This is a genomic window from Cryobacterium sp. SO1 (genome assembly GCF_004210215.2).
Taxonomy (GTDB): Bacteria; Actinomycetota; Actinomycetes; order Actinomycetales; family Microbacteriaceae; genus Cryobacterium.
Map to the genome: position 1 here is coordinate 570,392 of NZ_CP067394.1, position 24,543 is coordinate 594,934.

Here is a 24,543-nt window from a genome sequence, read left to right on the forward strand (position 1 = left end):
CCGGGGCTGATTCTGCGGTTCAGGGCCAAACTGGGCAGAATTGCAGGAGTTATGATCCCTGCGGGGTGTGAGAAGAGGCGTCAGCATGGATTTTCCGATCAGCCGCGGCATCGGGGCCCGGTTCGAGTACCTGGCCGAGGCCGGCTCGACCAATGACGTGCTGGTGACCGCGGCGAGCGGCCCGGATGCTGCGGCCTGGCCGGACCTGTCTGTCATCGTCACCGACACCCAGACCAGCGGCCGCGGCCGGCTGGGCCGCACCTGGCTGGCCCCCAGCGGCAAGTCCTTGGCCGTCTCGGTGCTGCTCCGGCCGCGGCCGGCGACCGGGCCGTTGCCCCCGAATCGGTTCGGCTGGTTTCCGCTGCTCGCCGGGGCGGCCATGACCCTGGCCGTGCGCTCGGTGGTGCAGGCCGCAGCGCCCGGCGACGATGACGAACCACGGCACGAGGTGGCGCTCAAGTGGCCGAACGACGTGCTCATCGATGGCTACAAGGTCTCCGGCATCCTGTCTGAGCTGCTGCCGGATGCCAGTGGGTTGTGCATCGGCGCCGGCCTGAACCTGGCCCTGGACGAGCACGACCTGCCCACCCTCACCTCCACGTCGCTGATGCTGGTGACCGGCGCCGTACCGAACCCCGATGCCGTGCTCGCCGCCTATTTGACGGAGCTGCGCACCCTCACCGCAAGTTTCCTCGCCGCCGACGCCGATCCGGTGGCCAGCGGCCTGCACGCCGAGGTCACCGCTCTGTGCGGCACCCTGGGCACCGCGGTCCGGGTCGAACTGCCCGGCGGCCACGACCTGGTCGGAACGGCGGTCGGTCTGGATCCGGACGGCCGGCTGATCGTCGAGGACCAGACGAACGGGGAACTGCAGGCCGTCGCCGCGGGGGACGTGACCCATCTGAGGTATTAATGGGTATATGACCAACCCAGCCAGCTCGTTGCCCGCCGTGCCGACGGCGCCGCCCGAGGTGGTCATCGCCCGGCTGCGTTCGCACGCACGGGTGCTCTTTTGGCCCAGCCTCTTGTTGATCGGCGTCTGCGGCGTCACCGGCTACTACCACGGCAGCCTGGCCGAGCAGTGGCAGAACGATCTGCTGCTGGTCGGGGCCGGCCTGATCGTGGTCCTGCTCTGGCTGCTGCCACTGGTGGCCTGGCTCACCCGGCGGTACACGGTGACGAGCCGGCGGATCATCTTTGTGCACGGCATCTTCGTGCACGTGCGCCAGGAGCTGCTGCACAGCAGAGGTTATGACGTGAGCGTGCGGAGGAACTGGGTGCAGTCGATGTTCCGGTCGGGGACCGTGCGGATCAACTCCGGCCTGGAGCGTCCGCTGTCGTTGCGTGACGTGCCTCACGCCGATCTGGTGCAACAGGTATTGCAGGACCTGATGGAGCCGGCGCCGCTGCCTGGCGGGACGGCGAGAACACCCAGTAGCGGTACAGGGTGAAGCGGAAGATCGCGCCGAGCAGCAGGCCGATGACGTTCGACGAGATGTTGTCGGCCAGGACGCTGGTGTAGCCGAGAACGTAGTGGCTCACCCACAGGCAGGCCAGCCCGATGCCCATGCCGACGAGGCTGACCGCGAAGAACTCCAGGCCCTCCCGCAGGGTCTGGGAGCGGCGGTCCTTGGAGAATGTCCAGTAGCGGTTGCCGACCCAGTTGGCCAGGATCGCGAGGACCGTCGAGACGACCTTCGCCCAGATCGGGCCGGAGACCAGGGCCTCGGGGGAGAAGATCGTCGCCCGAAGCAGGTTGAAGACCGTGATGTCCACCGCGAAGCCGACGAGTCCGACCATGCCGAATTTCGCGAGCTGTGCCGCGAAGGCAACCACCCGATGCCTGCTGAAGGTTGGTCTCGACATGCATCCGTCCGGCCGATAGGTGAAAATGGAACGTGTAGCGAGATAACGCGCTTCTTTCGCAGTCTAGGTCCCGGCATGATCCCCATCCTGAGAGTTCCAGGCCCCTCGGATGAACGGTCGCACAGAAATTGGTGAACAGATGAGCACGATCGTTGGTGTGATCGGCGGAGGCCAATTGGCCCGCATGATGATCCCCGCCGCGGTGAACCTCGGCATCGACCTCCGGGTCCTGGCCGAGACCGACGGCATGTCCGCGAGCCTCGCCGCGGTGTCGGTGGGCGACTATCGCGACCTGGCAACGGTCCTCGCGTTCGCCGAGTGCGTCGATGTCGTGACCTTCGACCACGAACACGTTCCGCAGGTGATCCTCCGCGAACTGGTCAGCCGGGGCGTCCGTGTGCACCCGGGACCGGACGCTCTGCTCTATGCCCAGGACAAACTGCTGATGCGCCAGCGGCTCACCGAGCTCGGCCTGCCCGTTCCCGACTGGGCGCGAGTGGCGGATGCCGACGCTCTGGCCCGGTTCCTCGCCGACCACGGCGGCCGGGCCGTCGTGAAGACTGCCAGGGGCGGCTACGACGGCAAGGGGGTGCGGGTGGTGTCCCACGCCCACGAGGCCGACGACTGGTTCCTCGCGCTCGCCGAGGACGCCAACGGTGGTGACCTGCTGGTCGAGGAGCTTGTCGACTTTCGCCGGGAACTGGCGCAGGTCGTCGCCAGGCGTCCGTCCGGGGAGATGTCGATCTGGCCCGTTGTGGAGACCGTGCAGCTGGACGGCGTCTGCGCTGAGGTCATCGCGCCGGCCCCGAAATCGGCCGGGCGGCTCAGCGAGGTCGCCGCTGACATCGCCGAGCGGGTCGCGGAGGGCATCGGCGTCGCCGGTGTGCTCGCCGTGGAACTCTTTGAAACCACCGACGGCCGGCTGCTGGTCAACGAGCTCGCGATGCGGCCGCACAACAGCGGCCACTGGTCGATCGACGGTTCCACCACCAGCCAGTTCGAGCAGCACCTGCGCGCCGTGCTTGACCTGCCGCTGGGTGGCACCGGGCTCCGGGAGCCCTGGTCGGTGATGGTGAACATCCTCGGCGGTCCCGCCGAGGGCAGCATGGCGGACCGCTACCCCGCGGCGTTCGCCGAGCAGCCCACGGTCAAGGTGCACAACTACGGCAAGGACCCGCGGCCGGGACGGAAGATCGGCCACGTCACCGCATCCGGGCCCGATCTGGACTCGGTCACCTACCAGGCGCGTGCCACTGCGGCGTTTTTCCAGGACTGAAGCCTAAGATCATCACCGTGCCAGAGAACCTCGTGACGTCCGACCCCGAGTCCGCCCCCTCCGCAGCCGTGCTCGTCGGCGTCGTGATGGGGTCGGACTCCGACTGGAACGTGATGAGCGAGGCCGCGGCGATGCTGACCGAGTTCGGTGTGGCCCACGAGGTGCAGGTGGTGTCCGCACACCGCACCCCCGAGAAGATGATCCGTTACGGCTCCGAGGCCTGGGGCCGCGGCCTCAAGGTGATCATCGCCGGCGCCGGCGGCGCCGCACACCTGCCGGGCATGCTCGCCGCGGTCACCACGCTCCCCGTCGTCGGCGTCCCGGTTCCGCTCGGCCGCCTGGACGGCCTGGACTCGCTGCTGTCGATCGTGCAGATGCCGGCCGGCGTGCCCGTCGCGACGGTGTCGATCGGCGGCGCCCGCAACGCGGCCCTGATCGCGATCAAGATCCTGGCGACCGCGGATGACGCGCTGCGCCTCAAGCTTCAGGACTACGCCGATCAGCTGGCCGAGCAGGTGGAGCAGAAGAACACGGCCCTGCAAGCGAGACTATGACGAGCGCCAGCAGCCCGATCCGGTACCCGAACTCCGGCTCCCGACAGGTCATGACCCGCCGGGCCTGGTGGCTCGTGGTGCTCAACATCATCCTCCCCGGCTCCGCCCAGGTGCTCGCGGGAAGCCGCGGCCTCGGTCGTTTCGGGCTGCGCGCCACCCTGACCTTCCTCGGTCTGGCGATCGTCGCCGGTGTCGTCTATGCGCTCAACCCGGAGTTCGTGCTCACCGTGGCCACCAACTCGATCGGGTTGTGGATCCTCGCCGCCGTGATGGTCTTCTACGCCATCGTGTGGCTGATCCTGACCTTCGACACCATCCGGCTGACCCGACTCGTCAAGGCCCGTCCCAAGGCCCGCCCGTTCATCGCCGGGCTCGCGACCGTCGTGATGGTCGCCGTCTGCGGCTCGGCCGGCTACGGCGCCTACGTGGCCACCACGACCAGCGACTTCCTGTCGACGGTCTTCGCCAAGGGCCCGAGCGAGCCGCCCGTGGACGGCCGGTACAACATCATGCTGCTCGGCGGCGATGCCGGGGCCGACCGGTTGGGCATGCGCCCGGACAGCACGTCGGTGGTCAGTATCGACGCCGAGACCGGCAAGGCCGACATCATCGGCATCCCCCGCGACCTTGAGTACGTGCCGTTCCCGGCGGATTCTCCGCTGTACGCGTCGTATCCGGACGGCTACGGGTACGACGGCGTCTGCGATGTGGATGTCTGCCAGCTCAACTCGATCTACACCGAGGTTGAGCTCAAGAGCCCGGACATGTACCCCAACGCCGTGGCCGAGGGTAGCGAACCCGGCATCGAGGCCATGCGCGACGCCGCCAGCGGCATCACCGGCCTCACCATTCAGTACTACGTGCTGATCGACATGCAGGGCTTCTCCCAGCTCATCGACGCCCTCGGTGGTGTCGACATCGACGTGGCCGAACGGCTGCCCATCGGCGGCCAGGAAGACGACCTGAGCGACGTCGAAGGCTGGGTGGAGGCCGGACCGCAGCACATGGACGGGTTCACCGCACTCTGGTACGGCCGGGCCAGGCACGGCACCAGCGACTACGACCGCATGTCGCGGCAGCGGGTGCTGCAGGGCGCCATCCTGCAGCAGTTCAACCCGGCGAATGTGCTCACCAAATTCGAGGGAGTGGCGCGGGCTGGCGAGGAAGTTGTGAAGACCGACGTGCCGCAGGGGATGCTCGGCTACTTCACCACCCTCGCGGGCAAGACGCAGAAGCTCCCGGTGGGAGCCGTCGAACTGGTGCCCGACAACGGCGTCGACCCGACAGACCCCGACTACGACTACATCGCCGGCCTGATCGATGCCGCGCTGAACCCGGTCACGGAGACGCCAGCCCCCTGAGCGGCGGCTCGGTCCGGGTTGGTTCAGAGGTCGGCGTGCAGCTGCCAGACCAGCTCGGCGGTATCCCGCCAGCTGAACGCCCTGGACCGGTCGCTGCCGAAGATGCGCAGCCGGTTGGCCAGCGCGGGGTCGCCGAGCACCCGGTCCAGCGCGGCGGCGAGCCGCTCGGGGTACCCGGCTGGGTCGTCACGTTCCACCACGAAGCCCGCGTCGCCGGCGGCCTCGACCAGCGCCGGCGCATCCGAGTGGATGACCGGTGTGCCGAAGTGGAACGCCTGGATGATCGGCAGGCCGAAGCCCTCTTCGAGGCTGGGGTAGACGAAGACCGACGCCCGGGACATCACCAGGGCGAGCTGCTGGTCGGTTAGGCCGTCCAGGGCCCGCACCCGGTCGGGGGCGAGGCCAGCCTCGTCGGCCACCGAGGCGAGGGTGAGTTCCCCCCACGAGTCCGGGCCGACAACAAGCAACGGCAGGTCGACGGCGCCCGGACGCCCGAGGGCTTCGATGAGCGCGGTCACGGCGCGGCGCGGTTCGAGGGTTCCGGCGGTGAGGATGTACTCGTCGGGCAAGTTCAGCTCGACCGCCGTGTTCTCGGCGGCGGCGGAATTCGTCGGCAGCGTCAGGCTGCTGCTGACGGCCCCGCCGATCACCCGCACCCGATCGCCGAAGTCCATGATCTCGCGGAGCTGGTCGGCGAGGGCGTGGCTGGGCGCCACGATGGCGTCCGCGTGCTTGCGGGCGCGTTTGAGCATCAGCTTGGCGCGCGCGACGGTGGTCGGGGTCAACGTTTCCGGATGCGTCCAGGCGAGCACGTCGTGCACCGTCACGGCGACCTGGGTCTCGTCCTTGGCCCGGTCGTGGCGGTGCAGCGGGGCGAACAACCCGGGGGCGTGCACGAGGCCGTGGCCGGCCGAGGTGGCCACGCCCAGCTGCCAGGCGGCGGAAAGCTCGCGGCGGGCCAGGGCGGTCTTGTGCAGGCCGGCCAGGCCGGGCAGGGCCGCGGTGATCTGGTCGTAGTGTTCGGCCGAGGTGGCCGAGACGATGCCTTCGACCACGCAGCCCGCCGGCGCTGTCGCGATCAGTGACCGGGTCAGTTCCTCGGTGTAGCGGCCGAGTCCGCCCGGCACCGGGGAGACCAGTTGGTCCACGATGACCCTGAGGGTGATCATGAGGGCGTGAACGCGCCGTGTTCGGCTGCGTCCTTGAGTGCGTCGGGCCAAGGCCGCATGGGGGCGAGTCCGGCGCGGCTCCAGGAGTCGTGGCCGAGGACTGAATAGGTGGGCCGCGGGGCGGGGCGCACGAACTGGGTGCTGTCGGTGGGCAGCACCCGTTCGGAGTCGAGACCGGCGGCTTCGAAGACGGCGCAGGCGAAGCCGAACCAGTTCGTCTGCCCGGCGTTGGTGCCGTGGTAGATCCCGGCGGGGGCATCGGCGTCGAGCAGTGCCACGATCTGCGCGGCCAGGTCGACGGTCCAGGTGGGCTGGCCGAACTGGTCGGCGACCACGGAGACGGAGTCGCGATTGGCGGCGAGGGTGAGCATGGTGCGGCCGAAGTTGGGGCCATGGGCGCCGTAGAGCCAGGCAGTACGTACGATGTAGCTGCCGGTGGGGTGCTCGGCGAGCACAAACTGTTCACCGGCGGCCTTGGTGCGGCCGTACGCGTTGATCGGGTCGATCTCGGTGTCTTCGGGGTAGGGGCTGCTGCCGGTGCCGTCGAAGACGTAGTCGGTGGAGATCTGTACGAGCTTCGCGCCGACGGCCGCGGCGCCGATCGCGAGGTTGCGGGGGCCCAGCGCGTTCACGGCGTAGGCGGCAGCTTCGTTGTCTTCGGCGGCGTCCACCGCGGTGTACGCGGCCGCGTTGATGATCACGTCGTGGCCAGTCACGGCCTTCTGAACGGCGGCGAGGTCGGTGATGTCCAGCTCGCTGCGGTCGACGGCGGTGACGTCGCGCCCGGTGAGGGCGTCCTGCAGGTCGCGGCCGAGCATCCCGGCCGCGCCGGCGATCAGATAGCGGGTCATGCTCAGCTCAGCGCCGCGCGGGCTTTGAGGGGTTCCCACCAGGTGCGGTTGTCGCGGTACCACTGCACGACGTCGGCCAGGCCCTTTTCGAAGGGCACCTCGGGGGAGTAGCCGAGTTCGGCCTGGATCTTGGAGATGTCCACGGAGTAGCGCAGGTCGTGGCCGAGGCGGTCGGCGACCCGGTCCACGTAGGACCAGTCCGTACCGGTGGCGTCCAGCAGCAGCTGGGTGAGTTCGACGTTGGTCAGTTCGGTGCCGCCGCCGATGTTGTAGATCTCGCCGGCGCGGCCGTTGACCAGCACCATGGCGATGGCGCGGGTGTGGTCGTCCACGTGCAGCCAGTCGCGGATGTTGTTGCCCTCGCCGTAGAGGGGAACGTGCAGGTCGTCGATGAGGTTGGTCACGAACAGCGGGATGACCTTCTCGGGGAAGTGGTACGGGCCGTAGTTGTTGCTGCAGCGGGTGATCGACACGTTCAGGCCGTGGGTGCGGTGGTAGCTGCGGGCGAGCAGGTCGCTGCCGGCCTTCGACGCGGAGTACGGCGAGTTGGGCTCGAGGGCGCGTTCTTCGTTCCAGGAGCCTTCGGCGATGGAGCCGTAGACCTCGTCGGTGGACACGTGCACGAACCGGGGCAGGTCGTTGCGCAGGGCCGCGTCGAGCAGCTGCTGGGTGCCGAGCACGTTGGTCTCGACGAAGATCGACGCGTCTCGCACGGAGCGGTCTACGTGGGATTCGGCGGCGAAATGCACCACGGCGTCCAGGCCGGGGAACAGCGTGTCGAGCAGGGCGCCGTCACGGATGTCGCCCTCGACGAAGGAGTACCGGGGCGAATCGGCCACGGGGGCCAGGTTCTCCAGGTTGCCCGAGTAGGTGAGGGCGTCCAGGACGACGACTTCAGCGCCCTCCAGGCCGGGATAAGCGTCTTGCAGGGTTCGGCGAACAAAATTCGAGCCGATGAACCCGGCGCCGCCGGTAACGAGGATTTTCATGTATTGGTAACCATTCCGTTTGCGTAAAGGTGCCTACGCGATTGTACTGGACGCGCATTGCTAGGCTGGCGAACGTGCAGATTCGTGAACTCTCCATCCCCGATTCCTACGAGGTGACCCCCAAGCAGTTCGGGGACGACCGGGGAGTCTTCCTCGAGTGGTACCGGTTCGACAAGCTGTCCGAGGCGCTCGGGCACCCGCTGGACCTGCGTCAGGCCAACACCAGTGTCTCCAGCCGGGGCGTCGTGCGCGGCATCCACTTCGCCGACGTCCCGCCGGGCCAGGCCAAGTACGTCACCGCCACGCACGGTGCGATCATCGACTTCATCGTCGACATCCGGGTCGGCTCGCCCACCTTCGGGCAGTGGGATTCGGTGTTGCTGGACGACGTGGACCGCAAGGCCGTGTACATCGCCGAGGGCCTCGGCCACGCGTTCGTCGCCCTGACCGACAAGGCCACCGTGAGCTACCTGGTCTCCTCCACCTACACCGCCGGCGCCGAACACGGCATCAACCCGCTCGACGCCGAGGTCGGCCTGGTCTTCCCGAAGGACGCCGGAGAACTGGTGCTATCCCCGAAGGACACCGACGCCCCGAGCCTCGCCGAGGCCACCGCGAGCGGATTGCTGCCCACCTGGGACGCCGCCCGCGCCTACTACCAGACGCTCAACGAACGGAACTAGACCATGCGCGGAATCATTCTCGCCGGAGGCTCAGGCACCCGCCTGTGGCCGATCACCAAGGGTATCTCCAAGCAGCTGATGCCGATCTACGACAAACCGATGATCTTCTATCCGCTGTCAACGCTGATGATGGCCGACATCAAGGACATCCTCATCATCACCACCCCGGAGTACAACGACCAGTTCAGGGCGCTGCTGGGCGACGGGTCCGACCTCGGCATCAACATCGAGTATGCCGTGCAACCGTCCCCGGACGGCCTCGCGCAGGCGTTCATCATCGGTGAGGATTTCATCGGCGATGACAGCGTCGCCCTGGTCCTCGGCGACAACATCTTCCACGGTGCGGGCCTCGGAACGGCGCTCCGCAACAACGCCGACATCGACGGCGCCCTGATTTTCGCGTACCACGTCTCAGACCCCACCTCGTATGGGGTCGTGGAGTTCGACGACGACTTCACCGCCGTGTCGATCGAAGAGAAGCCGGTCAAGCCCAAGAGCAACTACGCCGTGCCTGGCCTGTACTTCTACGACAACTCCGTCGTCGAGATCGCCAAGTCCATCGAACCCTCCGCCCGCGGCGAGCTAGAGATCTCCACCGTCAACGAGCGCTACCTCAACCAGGGCAACCTGCACGTGCAGGTCCTGGACCGCGGCACCGCCTGGCTGGACACCGGAACCTTCGAATCCATGATGCAGGCCAGCGAATACGTGCGCGTCATCGAAGACCGCCAGGGCCACAAGATCGGCTGCATCGAAGAGATCGCCTGGCGCGCCGGCTGGATCGACGACGCCCAGCTCGCCCGCCTCGCCGCCCCGCTCGCCAAGAGCGGCTACGGCGTGTACCTGAGAGGGCTGCTCAAGACCGACTAGCCGCCCGACTGGATGTGGGCCAGGACGTCGTCCATGGTGGCCTTGATGCCGGCGGGCAGGCTGGTCAGCTGCCGTCGGTCCAGGTCCGGCCACACCGTCGAGGTGATGCGCAGGTCCAGGCCCTGCATCGAGGCCTCAGCCGAGTAGCCGAGCATCACGTTCGGCCGTCCCTTGGCGAGGCTGCGGATCTGGCCGAGCAGGTTGCTGATCGTCACGGCCTGGCCGGAGGCGAGGTTCTTGATCGCCTCGGTGCGCCCGGTCGCCTCGGTGACCGCGGTCAGCCGGGCGACGCAGTCCACGACGAGTTCGGCGCAGTCACGCACGAAGATGTAGTCCCGCATGGTCTCCAGCGGCACGAAGATCGACGCCGGCTTGGGCGAGAACTGGGCCTTGGCCAGGTGGGAGATCAGTCCCTGCATCTTGCCCAGCTTCTGCCCCGGCCCGTACAGGTTCGCGATCCGTCCGGCGAGCACCGAGACACCGGTGGCGCGGGAGAAATCGAACAGGCTCGCCTCGGCGTCCAGCTTGAAGCGCCCATAGCCGGAGATCGGTACCGGTGTGCTGTGCTCGTCGAACGGCGGATGCGCCGAACCGCCGTACACGCCGCCGGCCGAGGAAGCGTAGAACACGGCGCCGGAGCTTGAGGTGCCCTGGTACGCGGCCGCGCCGCCGACGGCGTCGAGCACCAGCTTGAGCTGGCTGAGTTCCCGGCTGATCGCCTCCGGCGGGGTGGAGGTGACGGCGTTGCCGGCCATCCAGAGCACCGCCCAGTTCGCACGTTCGGTCGCGGCGGTGTCCAACAGTCGGGTCGCCGTCGCGGCGGCGGCGGCCGAGAGGGCCTCGTCATCCGCCCAGGGCAGCGGGTCAGTGCCGAGCAGCTCCCAGCCGGTCCGGCGGGTGATCGCGGCGGCCGTGGCGCTGCCCAGGAGGCCCCTGGCCCCGATTACCCAGACGTAGGTGGTCAATTGGCGGCTTTGCGGGTCCGCCCGAGAGGCCCATCCGCCGGGTCGGTCGTGATCAGGTACGGCGGCTTGCCCATGGCCATGTTCACGTTGATGCCGATGTACTCGGCGATGATGCCCAGGGAGAACAGGATGAACCCGGCGCTCAGCAACACCAGCACGCTGAGCGACGCCCAGCCCTGGATCGCGATGTCACCGGCGAGGCGCTGGATGAAGATGACGATTGCGAAGATCACGCCGATCACGGCGAAGATCACGCCGAGGCCGCTGACGATCCGCAGCCCCCTCGTGCCGGTGGTGAGGATCATGCGCCAGAAGTGCGAGAACAACCGGCGGGCCGAGTAGCCCGAGCTGCGTTCGCCTTCCTCGCGCAGTTCGACCGGGGAGGTCGTGACGCGGGAGGCGACCCAGCCGATGGCGACGTCGAGGTACACCCCGGAGCCGGCATAGGCGGCGACGCTGCGGCCGATGTTGCCGAGCATCAGCCGGTAGCTCTGGTAGTCGGCGGCGGCGCCGGTGCCGGAGAGCTTGGTGAGCAGGTACTTGGCCGTCTTCGAGGCGGCATTGCGCACCGGCCCGTGCGGGGCCGGGTTGGTCGGTTTGGCGTAGACGACGCTGGCCTGCTCGCGCATGGCGGTGTCGAGCATCCCGCCGATCGCGCGGGGGTCGTGCTGCCCGTCCTCGTCGAGGGTGACGATCCAGTCGCCGCCGGAGGACGCCATGCCGGCGAGGGTGGCCGCGTGCTGACCGAAGTTCTTGCTCAGCCAGATCCCGCGGGCGAACGGGAACCGGTCGGTGATGCTGCGGATGATCGACGCGGAGTCGTCCGGACCGTGGTCGAAGACCAGCAGGACCTCTTCGACCTGGAAGCTGTACCCGTCGGGGGTGATGCTCAGCCTGGTCAGCGGTTCGATCTCGTCGAGCACGCCGGTGAGGGTGCGTTCTCCCTGGTAGACGGGGATGACGATCGAGATGCTGTGGTCGGCGATGTCGGGTTCTGAGGGGAGTGTCACGGGTTCAGAACCTACCACACGGCCCGTTTCGTCGGCCGGGTCAGTTGGCTGCGGCATCCGTCGTCACCGCCTTGGACATGCGCCGGCCGAGCCAGATGTAGGCGAGCCGGCGAGCCTGGGCCATCACCCTGGCGCGGGTGTTGCCGATCATCCGGTCGGTGGCGGAAATGACATCGGGGCGGGTCTTCGCCAGCCAGTTGTGGAAGCCGATCGCCTGCTCGGCCTGCTCGGCGACCAGGCGCACGCTCCACTGGCTGTCGGAGATGCGGAAACCGGCGAGGCTGCCGGGCACGCCGACGAACTTTCCCTCCAGCAGCACCATCGAATAGGAGGTCTCGTCGATCAGGTACGGCCAGCGGGAATCCCACCAGCCCACCTTCTCCAGGACGCTGCGGCGCATCAGCACGCAGCCGGGCTCACCGAAGATGTTGGTGCCCTGGGTGACGGTCTTGCGCACGGCGACGGCACCGTCGTGCACACCGGTCAGTCCGGCCAGGCCGCGGTTCTTGAGCACCGGAGCACCGTTGGCGTCGACGATGTCCCGCGGGGAGGAGGCCAGCACGGCGCCGGGCTCAGCAATGAGCGCGGCCACCTGCTGGGCGACGATGGTGGGGTAGAGCAGGTCGTCGCCGCAGACGAGTTTGATCAGCTCGCCGGTGGCCGCCTGGCTCACCCGGTTCCAGTTCCGCAGGGCACCGCCGCCGCCTTCAGTGTGCAGCAGCGTCACCCGGGGGTCGGAGCTGTAGCGCTGCATGACGGCCCAGGTGTCGTCGGTGGACGCGTGGTCGGAGACGATCACCTCGAGGTTGGTGTAGGTCTGGCCCAGCACGCTCTTCATGGTCTCGTCGAGGTAGGCCGCATTGTTGTAGGCAGGGATGACGATCGAGACGAGAGGCTGATCATCAGGGAACATCGCATCGTGTGTCATAGGTTAGGTGTGACTCGCATCCTTCGTAGTGCTGAGCCTTCACGATACCGGGTGCTCCTGAGGGAGCTCTGTCCCCGCGAGGGGCGACCCTGGGCGAGAATGGGGAGGCGGTTCGCGCGGAGTGGGCCTGCAAACACCCCTGCGGGCGCGCACAGTGACGACCGTCACATCCTGATCAGGGCGAGAAAAGGGCATTCTGTTGGTGAAGTCGAGATTCGTGTGGCCCGCTGTTGTGGTCGTCGCCGTACTGCTCGGGGCCGCTCTCCCACTGCTGGTCAACCGCGGCTACTACTTCATCGACGACACCCAGTCCGGTGCCTTCGGCCAGTGGTACGAGATCGGCACCCGCATTCTCGAGGGGAATTGGTCGCTGATCAACCCCTTGGTCTGGCAGTCCGGTAACTACCTCGCCGAAGGCGCCTGGGGCATCTTCAGCCCGGTCCTCTGGCTGATCGGCCTCTGGTCGCACTGGGCGGGCAGCGCCTTGATCTTCTCCACCGTGGTCAAGGTCGTCTGCCTGGTCGCGGGTTCGCTGGGCGCGTACCTGCTGGCCCGCACCTTCCAGTCCAGCCGGGGCTGGGCCGCAGCCGTGGCCGTCGCGCTGCCGTTCACCGGAGTCACGTTCTACCTAGACGCGACCACCTGGGTGAACGGCCTGCTGGCCTGGAGCCTGTGGGCGCTGGCCTGGGCGCTGACCCGGCGGGCCGTGTTCTCGGCCAAGTCGCCCACGCTGGCGCTTCTGGCATGCATCGGTACGGTTGGAATCGGCTACGTGCACGCCACGATCTTCCTGGCCGTCGCGCTCGCCGCGACGATTGCCGAGGCGTTCATCGCCCGCCACCGGGCCTCAATCGTGCGAGCCTTCCTGATCGCGACCGGCGCCGGGCTGTTCGCCGTCATCGTGCACCTGCCGGGTCTCCTGACCGCGGGCACCTCCGGGCGGACCAAGGGTGTCATGAACACCGGGCTCCTGACGGTGGACCTGAGCGGGCTGGTGGCCGCGAACACGCCCGTCGGCATTCCGCAGGTCGGCTTCTTCGGTTCCTTCTTCCCCTCCGCACCGTTGGTCTACATCAGTTGGATGCTCCCGCTGTTCGCTTTCGTCGCGTGGAAACGGTTGATGCCGGTACTCGCCACCCGGCTGAGCGTCGTGATCTTATTCGGCGTCGCACTGATCGGGGTACTCCTGCCCAGCGACGTCGGGCCGCTCCGCATTCCCCTGCGGATGATGCCTTACCTGGCCCTCTCGATGCTCCTGATCCTCGCCATCGGACTGTCCCTGGCCCGGGTCGAGGTCATCTCGCGCCGGCGTTTCCTGGCCGCGTGCGCCTACACGGTTTTCGGGGGCCTGCTGACGGTGTTCCAGGGCCCGCAGTACGCGCGGGCGGTCGTCCTCGCCACCCTCGCGGTCATCGTCGTGCTCTGGGTGTTCTATCGGATCACCTCACCGCGTGGCCTGCCTGGCCTGTCCTCACCGTGGCGGGACCGGGCGCGAGCCGGGCGTGCCTGGCTGCTGCCCGGGCTGGCGGTGCTCGTCACCCTCGGCGTCATCTACCCCCAGCACGTCGAGCACACCAGCGGTCCGCTGCTCAACTACCAGGTGCCCAGCGCGGTGCAGAGCTACCGGGACCTGCTCACCGACGCCGAGGGGGACGTCCTCGTCGTCGGCGGACCGCTGAACGGCCAGATCCAGCAGGGCGACTGGGCCGAAACCACGGTGGCCAACCTCTGGTACATCCCGGATGCCCCCGTGCAGAACGCCTACACCTCGGTCTTCTACCCGGGATACGGAGATGCGCTGTGCATGGCCTATCAGGGCGTCACCTGCGCCGACCTGCTGCCGAAGCTGTTCACGGCGGGCACCGACACCGGCCAGAACCTGGTCGACGACCTGGGCGTCAGCTCGGTCCTGATTGTGAAGAGTTCGGTTCCGGAAGAGCTCTGGGCCGAGACGCCCGATGGCTGGCACGTGGCACAGGACACCCCGCTGACCAAGCTGATCGTCCGGGACACCCCTGTTCCCGGCGCCGGCAGCGTCGTCTGGAGCGCCGACGAAACCTCGGTGACCGTGCTGAATGAGGACGACATGGGAGTCTCCTTCCGCGTCGACGCAGTCGGTGCCGACGGCGGCCAGGTCGCCCTGAGCCGGATCTCCTGGCCGGGCTACGAGGTCGACGGCGGAACCGTGTCGGACGAGCTCGTCAACGGTTTCATGATGGGAATCGACATCCCCGCCGATTCCGTCGGCGAAGTAGTGACCGTGTCGTTCCGGGCGCCGGGCTGGCCGGTGCAGGTCCTCTCCGGCGTTCTACTGGTTGTGCTCCTGCTCGGCTGGGGAGTGCTCAGGCTGTGGGGACGAGACCGGGCGGGATCACGTCCGGGGCGGCCGACCTGGGTCACAGAACTACGCGAACCACTGAAAGTTGAGAAGTCATGACGAATACGCCTGCCGAAAAAGTCGTGGTCGTGGTCGTGGCCTTCAACCGGCGTGACCTGCTCCTGGAAAGCCTGGCCGCCTTGGCCGGTCAGACCCGGCGGCCCGACGAGGTGCTGGTGATCGACAACGCCTCCACCGACGGCACGGCCGAGTCCGTTCGAGCGGCGCACCCCGAGGTGACCCTAGTGGTGCTCGAACGCAACACCGGCGGCGCCGGCGGTTTCACGGCCGGCCTGGCCGAAGCCGTAGGTCCGCTCGGAGCCGACCTAGTCTGGCTGATGGACGACGACACCGTCCCCACCGAGACCGCACTCGCCGAACTCCTGATCGCACGCGCACACGCTCCGGCGACCACCAGGATCCTCGCGTCGACGGTACATTGGACCGACGGCCGAGAACACCCGATGAACATGCCGCGGGCACGGCCGTTCGCCTCGCGTCGCTCCCTGGAGCGCGCCCGCCAGTTCGACTGCTACCCGGTCCGGTCGGCGTCGTTCGTCTCGGTCATGATCGATGCGCGCGCCATCCGGGAGCACGGCCTGCCGGTCGCCGCGTACTTCCTCTGGAACGACGACTTCGAGTACACCGCCCGCATCCTGCGCGGGGCGACGGGGTACATCTGCCGACGCAGCATCGTCGTGCACAAGACCAAGGTCTTCGGATCGACGAACATCGACCCCGGACCGCGCTTCCGGTTGGAGGTGCGTAACAAGCTATGGCTGCTGCGCCTCTCACCGGCACTGTCCGGCTTCGAACGGCTGATCTACGCCGGGGCGACGGCACGCAACTGGGTGAGCACCTTCGTGCACTCCGCAGACCGGGCCACGCTTCGGCAGGGCCTGCGGGACGGCCTGCGCGAAGGGCTCACTAGCCGGCCGGCCACGAATGCGGAGGTGCTGGCCGGGTTCGGCCGGGTGAGCGAATCCGTCGCGGCCGCGGAGACCGGGCGGGCCGGGGCATCGTCGTGACGAGTTCTGACCTGCCCTTTTCCTTGCTGCTGCCCGTCTACCTGGGGGACCGTCCCGAGTACTTCACCCGGGCGTTCTCCAGCGCCGTCACCGACCAGACCCGTCGTCCGACCGAGGTGGTCCTGGTGCGGGACGGACCGATCAGCCCCGCGCTGGCCGAGGCTATCGATACCGCCATCAATGCCTCCCCGGTAATGGTTCGCCGCGTCGACCTGGACGTGAACGTGGGCCTGGCCGTCGCGCTCACCCGCGGGCTTGCCGCCTGCCGGTTCGACGTGGTCGCGCGCATGGACGCCGACGACATCTCGCTGCCGGAACGATTCGCCAGGCAGTTGCCCGCGATCGAAGAGGGCTGTGACCTGGTCGGCACGGGCATGCTCGAATTCAACGAGCTCGACAAGATTCTCGGCCGCCGGGTGCCGCCGGTCGGGCAGGTGGAAATCACCCGCCAGGCCCGATTCCGTGACCCGTTCAACCACCCCACCGTCGTGTACCGCAAGTCGGCCGTGGAGGCCTCCGGCGGGTACCGTCATCTTCCGTTGATGGAGGACTACTGGTTGTTCGCCCGGATGATAATGGCCGGTGCCACCGTGCGAAACCTGCCCGAACCCCTGGTCATGTACAGGGTCGACTCCGGTGCCTACAACCGGCGCGGTGGCTTGTCCCTGTTCCGGAGCGAACTGGCCCTGCAGCGCCGGCTCCTGGCCGACGGGTTCGTCACCCCCGGCCAGTTCCTGCGCAACGTCATCGTGCGCGGCGGATACCGCTTCGTTCCCGTCGTCATCCGCCGAGCGGTGTACCGCCAAATGGCCGTGAGCAAGCACACAGACACGCCCCAGTAGGATCGAAGTTTGGTCCGAAGTGGCCGGGCGTAAGTGAGGATAGGTGTTATGAATGTTGACCTAGTGGTTGTCGGAGCCGGTTTCTTCGGCCTCACGGTAGCCGAACGCTGCGCCAATGAATTGGGATTGCGGGTTGTCGTCATCGACAAACGCGACCACATCGGTGGCAACGCATACAGTTCGGTCGAACCCGAAACCGGAATCGAGGTGCACCGCTACGGCGCCCACCTCTTCCACACCTCGAACAAGGTGGTTTGGGACTACGTCAACACTTTTACCTCCTTCACCGACTACCGGCACCGGGTGTACACCACGCACAAGGGCGAGGTGTTCCCGCTGCCGATCAACCTCGGCACCATCAACCAGTTCTTCCACAGCGCCTACTCGCCCACCGAGGCCCGCGCGCTGATCAGCGAGCAGGCAGCTGAGGGCGCCGTCGCCACGGTGGCCAACCTCGAGGACAAGGCCGTTTCACTGATCGGCCGTCCCCTCTACGAGGCGTTCATCCGCGACTACACGGCCAAGCAGTGGCAGACCGATCCGCGTGAACTGCCCGCAGAGGTCATCAGCCGGCTGCCCGTTCGGTATAACTACGACAACCGGTATTTCAGCGACACCTACGAGGGTTTGCCCGTGGACGGGTACACGGCCTGGATCGAGCGCATGGCCGACCACCCCGACATCGAGGTGCGGCTGTCGACGGATTTCTTCGACCTCAACCAGGACATCAACATCCGTGACACCGTCGGCACGGTCCCCGTCGTCTACACCGGTCCCGTCGACCGGTACTTCGACTACTCGGAGGGACCGCTGTCCTGGCGCACCCTGGACTTCGAGGAGGAAGTCATCCAGACCGGCGACTACCAGGGCACCCCGGTGATGAACTACGCAGACACCGACGTCGCGTACACCCGCATCCACGAGTTCAAGCACTTCCACCCCGAGCGCAACTACCCCAACGACAAGACCGTGATCATGCGCGAGTTCTCGCGTTTCGCGGAGGAAGCCGACGAGCCCTACTACCCGGTGAACACCGCTGCGGACCGCGAGCGCCTGCTGCGCTACCGGGAGCGGATTGCCGAGCAGCCCAACGTAATCTTCGGCGGCCGGCTGGGAACCTACCAGTACCTCGACATGCACATGGCGATCGGTGCCGCACTGTCCACCTTCGAGAACAAGCTCCGTCCGCTTTTCGCGACGGACGCGACGGCCTGACCCGGCCGCGCCACACGGAAGACTGACGTGTCCGGAACCTCCCTCGCCGATACTCCGGTCGGCGCCGCCCCCATCAGGCAGATCCATGCGCTGACCGGTGTGCGGATCCTCGCCGCGCTCTGGGTGGTGCTGTTCCACATCCGGTTCAGCATCGCCGCCGAGTTCCCGGCGGTCTACGCCGCCTTCGCTCCGATCATCACCCACGGCGATTACGGCGTGGACCTGTTCTTCATCCTCAGCGGCTACGTCATCACGCTGAACTACGGGCGGAAGATGGGCGGCTCCCTCGACCGCAAGGCGAGCGTCAAGTTCTGGTGGGCGCGACTGTCCAGGATCTGGCCGGCGTACTTCGTCATGCTGGCCTTCGTCTCGGTGTGGCACGGCAGCTTCCTGATCTTCGGCGCCACGGATCCGGTCGCGCCGCGGGATTTCAGCGTGTGGAGTTTCCTTCGCCAGTCGACCCTCGTCGTGCAGTGGACCGAAGCCGACTTCAACAGGCTGACCTGGAACGGCGCCGCCTGGTCGGTGTCCGTCGAAGCGCTCGCCTACCTGCTCTTCCCGGTCCTGGCCCTGCTGCTCTTCCGCCTGTCCAGGGTGCTCGGTTCCCGCGGCCTGGGGATCCTCGCGGTGCTCACCGTGATGCCGGTGGTGTTGTTCGCCCTCGCGCTCGGATCGTTGTACGCCCCCTGGATGTGGCTGATCCGCATCCTCTGCGAGTTTGTAGCCGGCGGATTGCTGTTCTACGCACTTGAGCGGGTACAGAATCGGCCGGGTGCGCAGCGCATCGCGAATTGGCTGGCGCCGGCCCTGATTGTTGTGGTGCTGATCGTCGCGTACCTGCTCAACGGCCGGGTGAACGAGCGCTGGGGCGTGCTCGTGGTCCCCGCCCTGCTGGTCTTCGTCGGCGCGATCGTGGTGGGTCGCGAGGGCCTCATACGCCTCCTCGGCCACCGCTGGCTGGTGATCGGCGGGATGGCGTCCTACAGCGTGTATCTGGTGCATATGCCACTGATTGAAATCGTCTGGACGGCCCAGGAAAGGCTGCCGTTCCTGGCGCAAGGTACACTTGCGAGCAAGATCCTCATCTTCCTGGTTCCGGCGCTTGCCACGATTTTCGGCTTCGTCCTGTGGAAGTGGGTCGAGGAGCCTGCCCGTCGCGCCATGCGGCGCATGTCCCTCCAGAACATCCCCGAACGCGCCGTTGACGACGTGCCCATCAAACAGGCCGGCATCGAGGCACCACGTGCTTGATCCGGCCGGCTGCGGGAATCGATGGCGCCACCACCGAGCATCTGTTTCTGCCAGCCAAGCGAAGTGAAAGTATCCTCTTCACCATGTCTGACCTCCTCACGACGGCCTTCGGCCGCCCCGCATTGTTCAGCGCCGACCTGTCAGCCCAAGCGGCCGAGCAGCTCGGGTCTGCGCTGACCGAACGCCAGTTGGCGCTGCTGGTCTCGGCGGCGAATTTCCATGCTCTCGATAATCCGGGCGTTCTCCTGCGCATCGTGGTGCACATCGCCCGCCCCGGTGACATGGCGCACCTCACGGATGCCGGAACCCGGCACCAGAAGGTCTGCGCCGAAGCCCGCAAGGTGGCCGAGTTCAGCATCGTGAGCACGGTGGCCGGCTCGCCGCACCCGCACTACACGCACCACCGAAAGGGCTGGCTGGGCGACCCGGAGACCGGTGTGCGCAACATCGTCCTCGATCCGGAACGCGAACCAGGCACCGCTGCTGTGGTCGGCCGGGCCAGCCTGTACTGGCGACTGCGCGGAGGAATCGAACGGCGGTACCCGTTCGAATACGACCGGTTGCGACAGTGGCTGCTTCGCGGACGCGAGTCCTCGCTGAACTCCCTCGTCGTGGAGCGCCGGGTCGTAGACCTGACCGGCGTGCCGACCGGCGGAACCGGAGCAGAACGCGAACCTGCCGTCATCTTCGGCCTGCACTGGCTCGAACTGGGCGGGGCAGAGCGCTGGGCGATGGAGTCAATCGCCCTCGCCCGAGCCAGGGGCCTGCGCCCCATTGTCATCACCGACGTGCCGTCCACGCACCCGTGGATCACCCGGGCCGAGCTGGACGGCGCCATCGTCCTCGCGCTCACCCACCCCGTCGAACAGCCCGAACACTCCGAGCCGGTGCTCGAAGCCCTCGCCACGAACTTCGACATCCGCGGGGTATTCGTGCACCACAGCCGGTGGCTGTACGATCGGCTGCCCTGGCTGCGCGCCCGAATCCCCGGCGTGCACGTTGCCTCGACCCACCACATCCTTGAGTACAACGGCGGCGGCTACCCGGCGATCGGCGCGGCACTCGACGAGCACATCGAGGTGCACCACGTGATCTCGCCGCAGCTGCAGGACTGGTTCGTTCGCGTGCAGGGCGTCGAGCCGGCGAAGGTGGCGCTGGCGCCCCTGATCGGCCTGACAACGACGGGTTCGGTCGCCGAGGAGGCTCGTGCACGCGTCGACGAGTCCGTTCTCACGCTGGGCTTCATCGGCCGCTTCGCCGCGCAAAAGCGCCCCTACCTGTTCACCAAGCTGGTCAGGGAGCTCCAGGATGTCGAGGGGCTGACCATACGAGTGGTGATCCAGGGCGGCGGCGAACTCGAGCATTTTGTCCGACGGGACATCGACGGACACAATCTGTCCGGCCTCGTCGAATGGGTGGACGAGGCGGCCCCGGTGAGCAACACCCTCGCGCGGATCGACTGCCTCGTGCTGAGCTCGCAGAACGAGGGACTCACCCTCACCACGCTGGAGGCACTGGCAGCAGGCGTGCCGGTGATCTCTACCGATGTCGGTTCCCAGCGCACGGTCATCGTGCCCGACGCCCTCGTCTCCCGCGATCCCGGGCTGTTCCTCACGGAGGCGAGCGACATCGTCACGCGGATGGCTCTGTCAGAGGAGTATCGCGCAGATGTCTGGCGCCGAGAGGTCGCCCTTGCCCAGGAATTCACCGAGTACGAAAGCGCCCATGATTGGGCCGGAAAGTTGTTCGAGAAATGGATCAAGTAAGCGCTGTCGTTGTCACCTTCAACAGGCTCGCAAAGCTCAAGACGGTGATCGCCTCCATCGAAGCCCAGACATTCGCGCCCACCCGCCTCATCATCGTGGACAACGCGTCGACCGACGGCACCGCGGAGTACCTCGGCCAGCTGACGACCCGCATCCCACTCGAGGTGATGTCCCTGCCCACGAACACCGGCGGCGCCGGCGGATTCTCGGCCGGAATGGAACGCGGCTACGAGCTCGGCGCGGATTTCGTCTGGATCATGGACGACGACTGCTACCCGCAGCCTGACGCCCTCGAGAAGCTGCGTGACGGTTTCGCCAACGCCGTCGCGGAGCTCGGTCCTGATGTGCCGTTCTCCTGCTCGCTGGTGAACTACATCGACGGTGCCATCTGCGAGATGAACAACCCCGAGCCCACCTGGGACTGGGCCAGACTCGTATCCAAGGGCCAGCGTTCCGTGATGGTCAAGAGCTGTTCCTTCGTGTCTGTGCTCATCCCCCGCTGGGTGATCGAGAAGCACGGCCTGCCGTACTCGGAGTACTTCATCTGGTTCGACGACCACGAATACACCCTGCGCATCACCCGCACCTGCCCGGGCGTTCAGGTCCTCGACAGTGTTGTGGTGCACGACATGGGCGACAACAAGGGCGTCAACTTCGGCCTGATCGACGACGCCAATGCGTGGAAATTCGCCTACGGCATCCGCAACGAGGCGTCGTTCAGGCTGCACCACCAGAGTCTCTTCGCGTACCTGTACCTGTGCGCCCGGGTGGCGCTGATGATGCGACGCGGCCGGGTCGCCGGTTCGCTGCAGCGCCGGATGTACGGCCGCCTCCTGGCCGGAATCAGGTTCAATCCGGCGATCGCGTTCCCCCTGACATCACCTCAGCAGGGCTGATCGGGCCCCTGCCGGGAAATCTTCCCCGGCGCGTCTGCTGCGCCGGGGGCAAGGATGCGATCTAATAAGTACGCGGGACGTGATGCGTTCGGTGGCCTGGGGGGTTTTCTGACGTCCTGATCTGTCGGTGCGGTGTGCCTGTTGACTGTCGCCGGCAAACGTAGGGAACCCCGATCATGACCGCACTGACACCCAACGCTCCGTTGCGCCGGAGGTGGAGGGCCCTCGCAGCCTCGGCCTTGGCCGTGCTCCTGCTGGCCCCGCTGCTTACCTTCTTCCAGGCGCCCGTGAGTGCACAGGCGGCGTCCGCGTCATTCAACGCAGGAAACATCATCTCCGATGCGGTTTTCTATAACTCGAAGTCGATGTCGGTCGGTCAGGTCCAAGCGTTCCTGAATTCCAAGGTTGCCACCTGCCGCTCGGGCTACACGTGCCTCAAGGATTACCGCTCGGATTCCGCCTTCAAGCCGGCCCAGGCCGCCGGCTGCGCCGTTTACCCCGGTCCGGCAAGCCAGAGTGCCGCTGAGATCATCTGGCAGGTCGCCTCGGTGTGCGGCGTCAACCCTCAGGTGTTGCTTGTCCTGCTCGAGAAGGAACAAGGCCTGGTCTCCGACACCTGGCCAACGGCCCGGCAGTACCGGTCGGCAACCGGATACGCCTGCCCGGACACGGCCGATTGCGACCCCAGCTACTACGGGCTGTTCAATCAGCTGTACCAGGCGGCTTTCCAGTACAAGAAGTACCAGGCCACACCGTCTGGACGGAACTTCGTCGCCGGCCGGTGGAACACCATCCAGTGGAGTCCCAACGGCGCCTGTGGCTCCTCTCAGGTGTACATCGAAAACCAGGCTACGGCCGGTCTGTACAACTACACCCCGTACCGGCCGAACTCCGCGGCCCTGGCCAATATGTACGGCACCGGCGACGGATGCTCGGCCTACGGCAACCGCAACTTCTTCCGGATGTTCTCCGATTGGTTCGGCAGCACGACCGGCGGCGGCGACTTCGCCCGCACGTCTGACAACGCGTCGCTGTACCTGCTCTCCGGCGGGGTCAAATACCCCGTCGGTTCCATGGGCGTCTACAACCAGCTGGCCGCACTCGGCCCCGTCCAGATCGTGTCAACGAACTACCTGAACAGCTTCGCGACATCGTCGGTGCAGGCCAGCACTCTGGTGCGTGACTCGACGACGGGTGATGTCTTCTACTTCCAGAAGGGGCAACGGCACCGTTTCCCCAGCTGTGACATGGCAGCAGCGTATGGGCTAAGCTGTGGCGCCGTCACCAACTTGAGTCCATCCCAGATTTCGAAGCTGCCGGCCGGTGCCGACATGTCCAACTTCTTCGTCGTCGACTCGAGCACGGTCTACGTCCGCACAGCGCAGGGCAAGAGTCCGATCACCGAGTGGGCCACCGTGCTGAAGCTGAACGGCGGTGCGGTGCCGTACGTCGCCGTGATGTCGCCGACGGCGGCCGCGGCGCTGCCGCAGCTGAAGACGATTCTGCGGCCCCTCGGTTTGTTCAAGTCGGTCGAGTCGCCCAGCGTGTTCATGATCGACGGTTATGACCAGAAGAGGCCGGTCCCCAGCTTCGGTCTGGCCGCCGAATTCGGCTCCACCGGCTATCAAACCGTTCCCAAGAAGCTCCTCGACGCCTACGCAACGGGCAGCGCGTTGACGCAGGTCGTCAACTGCGCGGCCAAGCCGTACATCGTGGCCAGCGGCAGCCGGTACGAGTTGCAGGCAGGGTCGGCCGCGGTGGGCCTGCTGGCCAGCGACGTGTCCGATACCTCCTGCAAGCAGCTCAGGGTGGGCGCGGCCATCCCCGGCCAGGTGTTCGTGATCGGTGCCGGCAGCCCGGTGGTCTACGGGATCAGGTCGGGCACGGCCTCCGCCGTTCCCACCTGGTCGGCCCTGGTCGCCCTCAACGGCGGTTCGACGCCGCAGATCCTGTCGCTCACGGCGGAAACCCTGAAGAGGATCCCGGTCGGCGCTCCCTACCTGGCACCGGCGTCGGTGGCGCGTACGGCGGGGAACCCCACGATCTACCTGATCGACGGCGCTGACCGGAAGGTCGCCGTGGCGTCCTTCGCCACGACGGCCGCCCTCGGGGTGAAATCGTGGTCGACGGCGTCCGACCAGTCCATGGCGAAGTACACCGCGACGACCACGCTGACCCGGCTGGTGACCTGCAACGGCGCCAACTACTTCGCCGCCGGCGGCCGCCTGAACGTCCTGGCCGGAACGGCTGCGACCGGAATGGCCGCCACCGAGCTCAGGTCGGGAACCTGCAGCGTCTTGACGAAGACGTCGACGCCGCTGGCGCGGGTCTTTGTCAAGACGGCCAACGAGTCGACCGTCTACGTCATCGAATCGGGCACGCGCCGGCCGATCTCCTCCTGGAGCAAGGCCGTCGAGCTCAACGGTGGCCCGTCGGTGACGGTGCTGGTTGACGCCAAGAACGGGCTGTCCGACATCCCCGTGGGTCCCGGCATCTAGCAGGTCGCACTGCACCGTCAAGAGCCCCGGCTGGATTTCCAGCCGGGGCTCTTGCGTGCCCGCACCGCTGTCGCGCACCCGGCAGCACTGTCGCGCGAGGGCCGTGCCGCGGCGCGCAACACCCGCAGAGAGGCGCCTCGCCCGCGTA

Annotated in this window: 21 protein-coding genes and 1 pseudogene; 15 read left to right on the top strand and 7 right to left on the bottom strand. The window is 67.1% G+C overall.

What is annotated here, in order from left to right; all coding sequences use genetic code 11:
* The first annotated feature begins 85 nt into the window (after positions 1 to 85).
* Together BJQ95_RS02700 and BJQ95_RS02705 are read left to right on the top strand one after the other, a co-directional pair.
* Positions 86 to 913: a biotin--[acetyl-CoA-carboxylase] ligase gene (locus BJQ95_RS02700; RefSeq protein WP_130176003.1), complete on the top strand. Its 828-nt coding sequence runs from the start codon at positions 86 to 88 to the stop codon at positions 911 to 913.
* A 7-nt stretch (positions 914 to 920) separates the two neighbouring features.
* Positions 921 to 1,313: pseudogene (locus tag BJQ95_RS02705) on the top strand (PH domain-containing protein); the annotation flags it as partial.
* Here the strand turns inward: BJQ95_RS02705 and BJQ95_RS02710 are convergent.
* The gene (locus tag BJQ95_RS02710) at positions 1,312 to 1,866 is read right to left on the bottom strand and encodes a GtrA family protein (protein ID WP_205750010.1); all 555 of its coding nucleotides are present in this window, start codon (positions 1,864 to 1,866) and stop codon (positions 1,312 to 1,314) included. The pseudogene BJQ95_RS02705 and the gene BJQ95_RS02710 sit on opposite strands and share 2 nt — an antisense overlap.
* 139 nt (positions 1,867 to 2,005) lie before the next feature.
* On the opposite strand from BJQ95_RS02710, the gene BJQ95_RS02715 reads away from it, so the two are divergent.
* The 3 genes from BJQ95_RS02715 (at position 2,006) to BJQ95_RS02725 (ending at position 5,057) form a co-directional block, all read left to right on the top strand.
* Entirely contained in the window at positions 2,006 to 3,142 is a 1,137-nt protein-coding gene (locus BJQ95_RS02715; RefSeq protein WP_240694549.1) for a 5-(carboxyamino)imidazole ribonucleotide synthase, read from the top strand.
* 86 nt (positions 3,143 to 3,228) lie between these two features.
* Complete coding sequence (purE, locus tag BJQ95_RS02720) at positions 3,229 to 3,696, top strand: 5-(carboxyamino)imidazole ribonucleotide mutase (protein ID WP_130176028.1); 468 nt, start codon at positions 3,229 to 3,231, stop codon at positions 3,694 to 3,696.
* Positions 3,693 to 5,057 (top strand): LCP family protein, encoded by a 1,365-nt coding sequence (locus tag BJQ95_RS02725; protein WP_130176001.1) that lies wholly within the window; start codon positions 3,693 to 3,695, stop codon positions 5,055 to 5,057. Before purE ends, BJQ95_RS02725 begins: the two co-directional genes overlap by 4 nt.
* 23 nt (positions 5,058 to 5,080) lie before the next feature.
* Here the strand turns inward: BJQ95_RS02725 and BJQ95_RS02730 are convergent, their stop codons facing one another.
* The 3 genes from BJQ95_RS02730 to rfbB are packed head-to-tail and all read right to left on the bottom strand — an operon-like array spanning position 5,081 to position 8,066.
* Positions 5,081 to 6,226 (bottom strand): glycosyltransferase family 1 protein, encoded by a 1,146-nt coding sequence (locus BJQ95_RS02730; RefSeq protein WP_130176000.1) that lies wholly within the window; start codon positions 6,224 to 6,226, stop codon positions 5,081 to 5,083.
* A complete protein-coding gene (gene rfbD, locus BJQ95_RS02735) occupies positions 6,223 to 7,077 on the bottom strand; it encodes a dTDP-4-dehydrorhamnose reductase (protein WP_130175999.1) in 855 nt (284 codons plus the stop codon). The genes BJQ95_RS02730 and rfbD overlap by 4 nt, the downstream gene beginning before the upstream one ends.
* Before the next feature lie 2 nt (positions 7,078 to 7,079).
* Positions 7,080 to 8,066 carry a dTDP-glucose 4,6-dehydratase gene (gene rfbB / locus BJQ95_RS02740; RefSeq protein WP_130175998.1) on the bottom strand — a complete coding sequence of 329 codons (987 nt, stop codon included), beginning with the start codon at positions 8,064 to 8,066 and terminating at the stop codon, positions 7,080 to 7,082.
* 74 nt (positions 8,067 to 8,140) lie between these two features.
* Between rfbB and BJQ95_RS02745 the strand changes: the two genes are divergently transcribed.
* Together BJQ95_RS02745 and rfbA are read left to right on the top strand one after the other, a co-directional pair.
* Positions 8,141 to 8,749, top strand: coding sequence for a dTDP-4-dehydrorhamnose 3,5-epimerase family protein (locus BJQ95_RS02745; protein WP_130175997.1), 609 nt, complete (start codon positions 8,141 to 8,143; stop codon positions 8,747 to 8,749).
* A 3-nt stretch (positions 8,750 to 8,752) separates the two neighbouring features.
* Positions 8,753 to 9,619 (top strand): glucose-1-phosphate thymidylyltransferase RfbA, encoded by an 867-nt coding sequence (rfbA, locus tag BJQ95_RS02750; protein ID WP_130175996.1) that lies wholly within the window; start codon positions 8,753 to 8,755, stop codon positions 9,617 to 9,619.
* On the opposite strand, the gene BJQ95_RS02755 is transcribed toward rfbA, so the two are convergent.
* From BJQ95_RS02755 to BJQ95_RS02765, 3 genes are read right to left on the bottom strand one after another with little or no spacing between them, the layout of a single operon-like run.
* Positions 9,616 to 10,584 (bottom strand): NAD(P)-dependent oxidoreductase, encoded by a 969-nt coding sequence (locus tag BJQ95_RS02755; protein WP_130175995.1) that lies wholly within the window; start codon positions 10,582 to 10,584, stop codon positions 9,616 to 9,618. The two genes, rfbA and BJQ95_RS02755, sit on opposite strands and share 4 nt — an antisense overlap.
* Positions 10,581 to 11,594: a glycosyltransferase gene (locus BJQ95_RS02760; protein WP_240694548.1), complete on the bottom strand. Its 1,014-nt coding sequence runs from the start codon at positions 11,592 to 11,594 to the stop codon at positions 10,581 to 10,583. Before BJQ95_RS02760 ends, BJQ95_RS02755 begins: the two co-directional genes overlap by 4 nt.
* Positions 11,595 to 11,634: 40 nt before the next feature.
* Entirely contained in the window at positions 11,635 to 12,507 is an 873-nt protein-coding gene (locus BJQ95_RS02765; RefSeq protein ID WP_130175994.1) for a glycosyltransferase family A protein, read from the bottom strand.
* 232 nt (positions 12,508 to 12,739) lie between these two features.
* On the opposite strand from BJQ95_RS02765, the gene BJQ95_RS02770 reads away from it, so the two are divergent.
* The 8 genes from BJQ95_RS02770 to BJQ95_RS02805 all read left to right on the top strand — a co-directional run bounded on the left by BJQ95_RS02770 (position 12,740) and on the right by BJQ95_RS02805 (position 24,395).
* A complete protein-coding gene (locus tag BJQ95_RS02770; protein WP_130175993.1) occupies positions 12,740 to 14,959 on the top strand; it encodes a hypothetical protein in 2,220 nt (739 codons plus the stop codon).
* The gene (locus tag BJQ95_RS02775; protein ID WP_130175992.1) at positions 14,956 to 15,927 is read left to right on the top strand and encodes a glycosyltransferase; all 972 of its coding nucleotides are present in this window, start codon (positions 14,956 to 14,958) and stop codon (positions 15,925 to 15,927) included. The genes BJQ95_RS02770 and BJQ95_RS02775 overlap by 4 nt, the downstream gene beginning before the upstream one ends.
* A complete protein-coding gene (locus BJQ95_RS02780; protein WP_205750007.1) occupies positions 15,924 to 16,769 on the top strand; it encodes a glycosyltransferase in 846 nt (281 codons plus the stop codon). The genes BJQ95_RS02775 and BJQ95_RS02780 overlap by 4 nt, the downstream gene beginning before the upstream one ends.
* 48 nt (positions 16,770 to 16,817) lie before the next feature.
* Positions 16,818 to 17,984 (top strand): UDP-galactopyranose mutase, encoded by a 1,167-nt coding sequence (gene glf, locus BJQ95_RS02785; RefSeq protein ID WP_130175991.1) that lies wholly within the window; start codon positions 16,818 to 16,820, stop codon positions 17,982 to 17,984.
* A gap of 27 nt (positions 17,985 to 18,011) precedes the next feature.
* On the top strand, positions 18,012 to 19,235 hold the full coding sequence (locus BJQ95_RS02790) for an acyltransferase (protein WP_130175990.1): 1,224 nt from the start codon (positions 18,012 to 18,014) through the stop codon (positions 19,233 to 19,235).
* Positions 19,236 to 19,318: 83 nt separating this feature from the next.
* Entirely contained in the window at positions 19,319 to 21,001 is a 1,683-nt protein-coding gene (locus BJQ95_RS02795; protein WP_130175989.1) for a glycosyltransferase, read from the top strand.
* A complete protein-coding gene (locus tag BJQ95_RS02800; protein WP_130175988.1) occupies positions 20,989 to 21,897 on the top strand; it encodes a glycosyltransferase family 2 protein in 909 nt (302 codons plus the stop codon). Before BJQ95_RS02795 ends, BJQ95_RS02800 begins: the two co-directional genes overlap by 13 nt.
* Before the next feature lie 176 nt (positions 21,898 to 22,073).
* Positions 22,074 to 24,395 (top strand): hypothetical protein, encoded by a 2,322-nt coding sequence (locus BJQ95_RS02805; RefSeq protein WP_130175987.1) that lies wholly within the window; start codon positions 22,074 to 22,076, stop codon positions 24,393 to 24,395.
* The last annotated feature ends 148 nt before the right edge of the window (positions 24,396 to 24,543 follow it).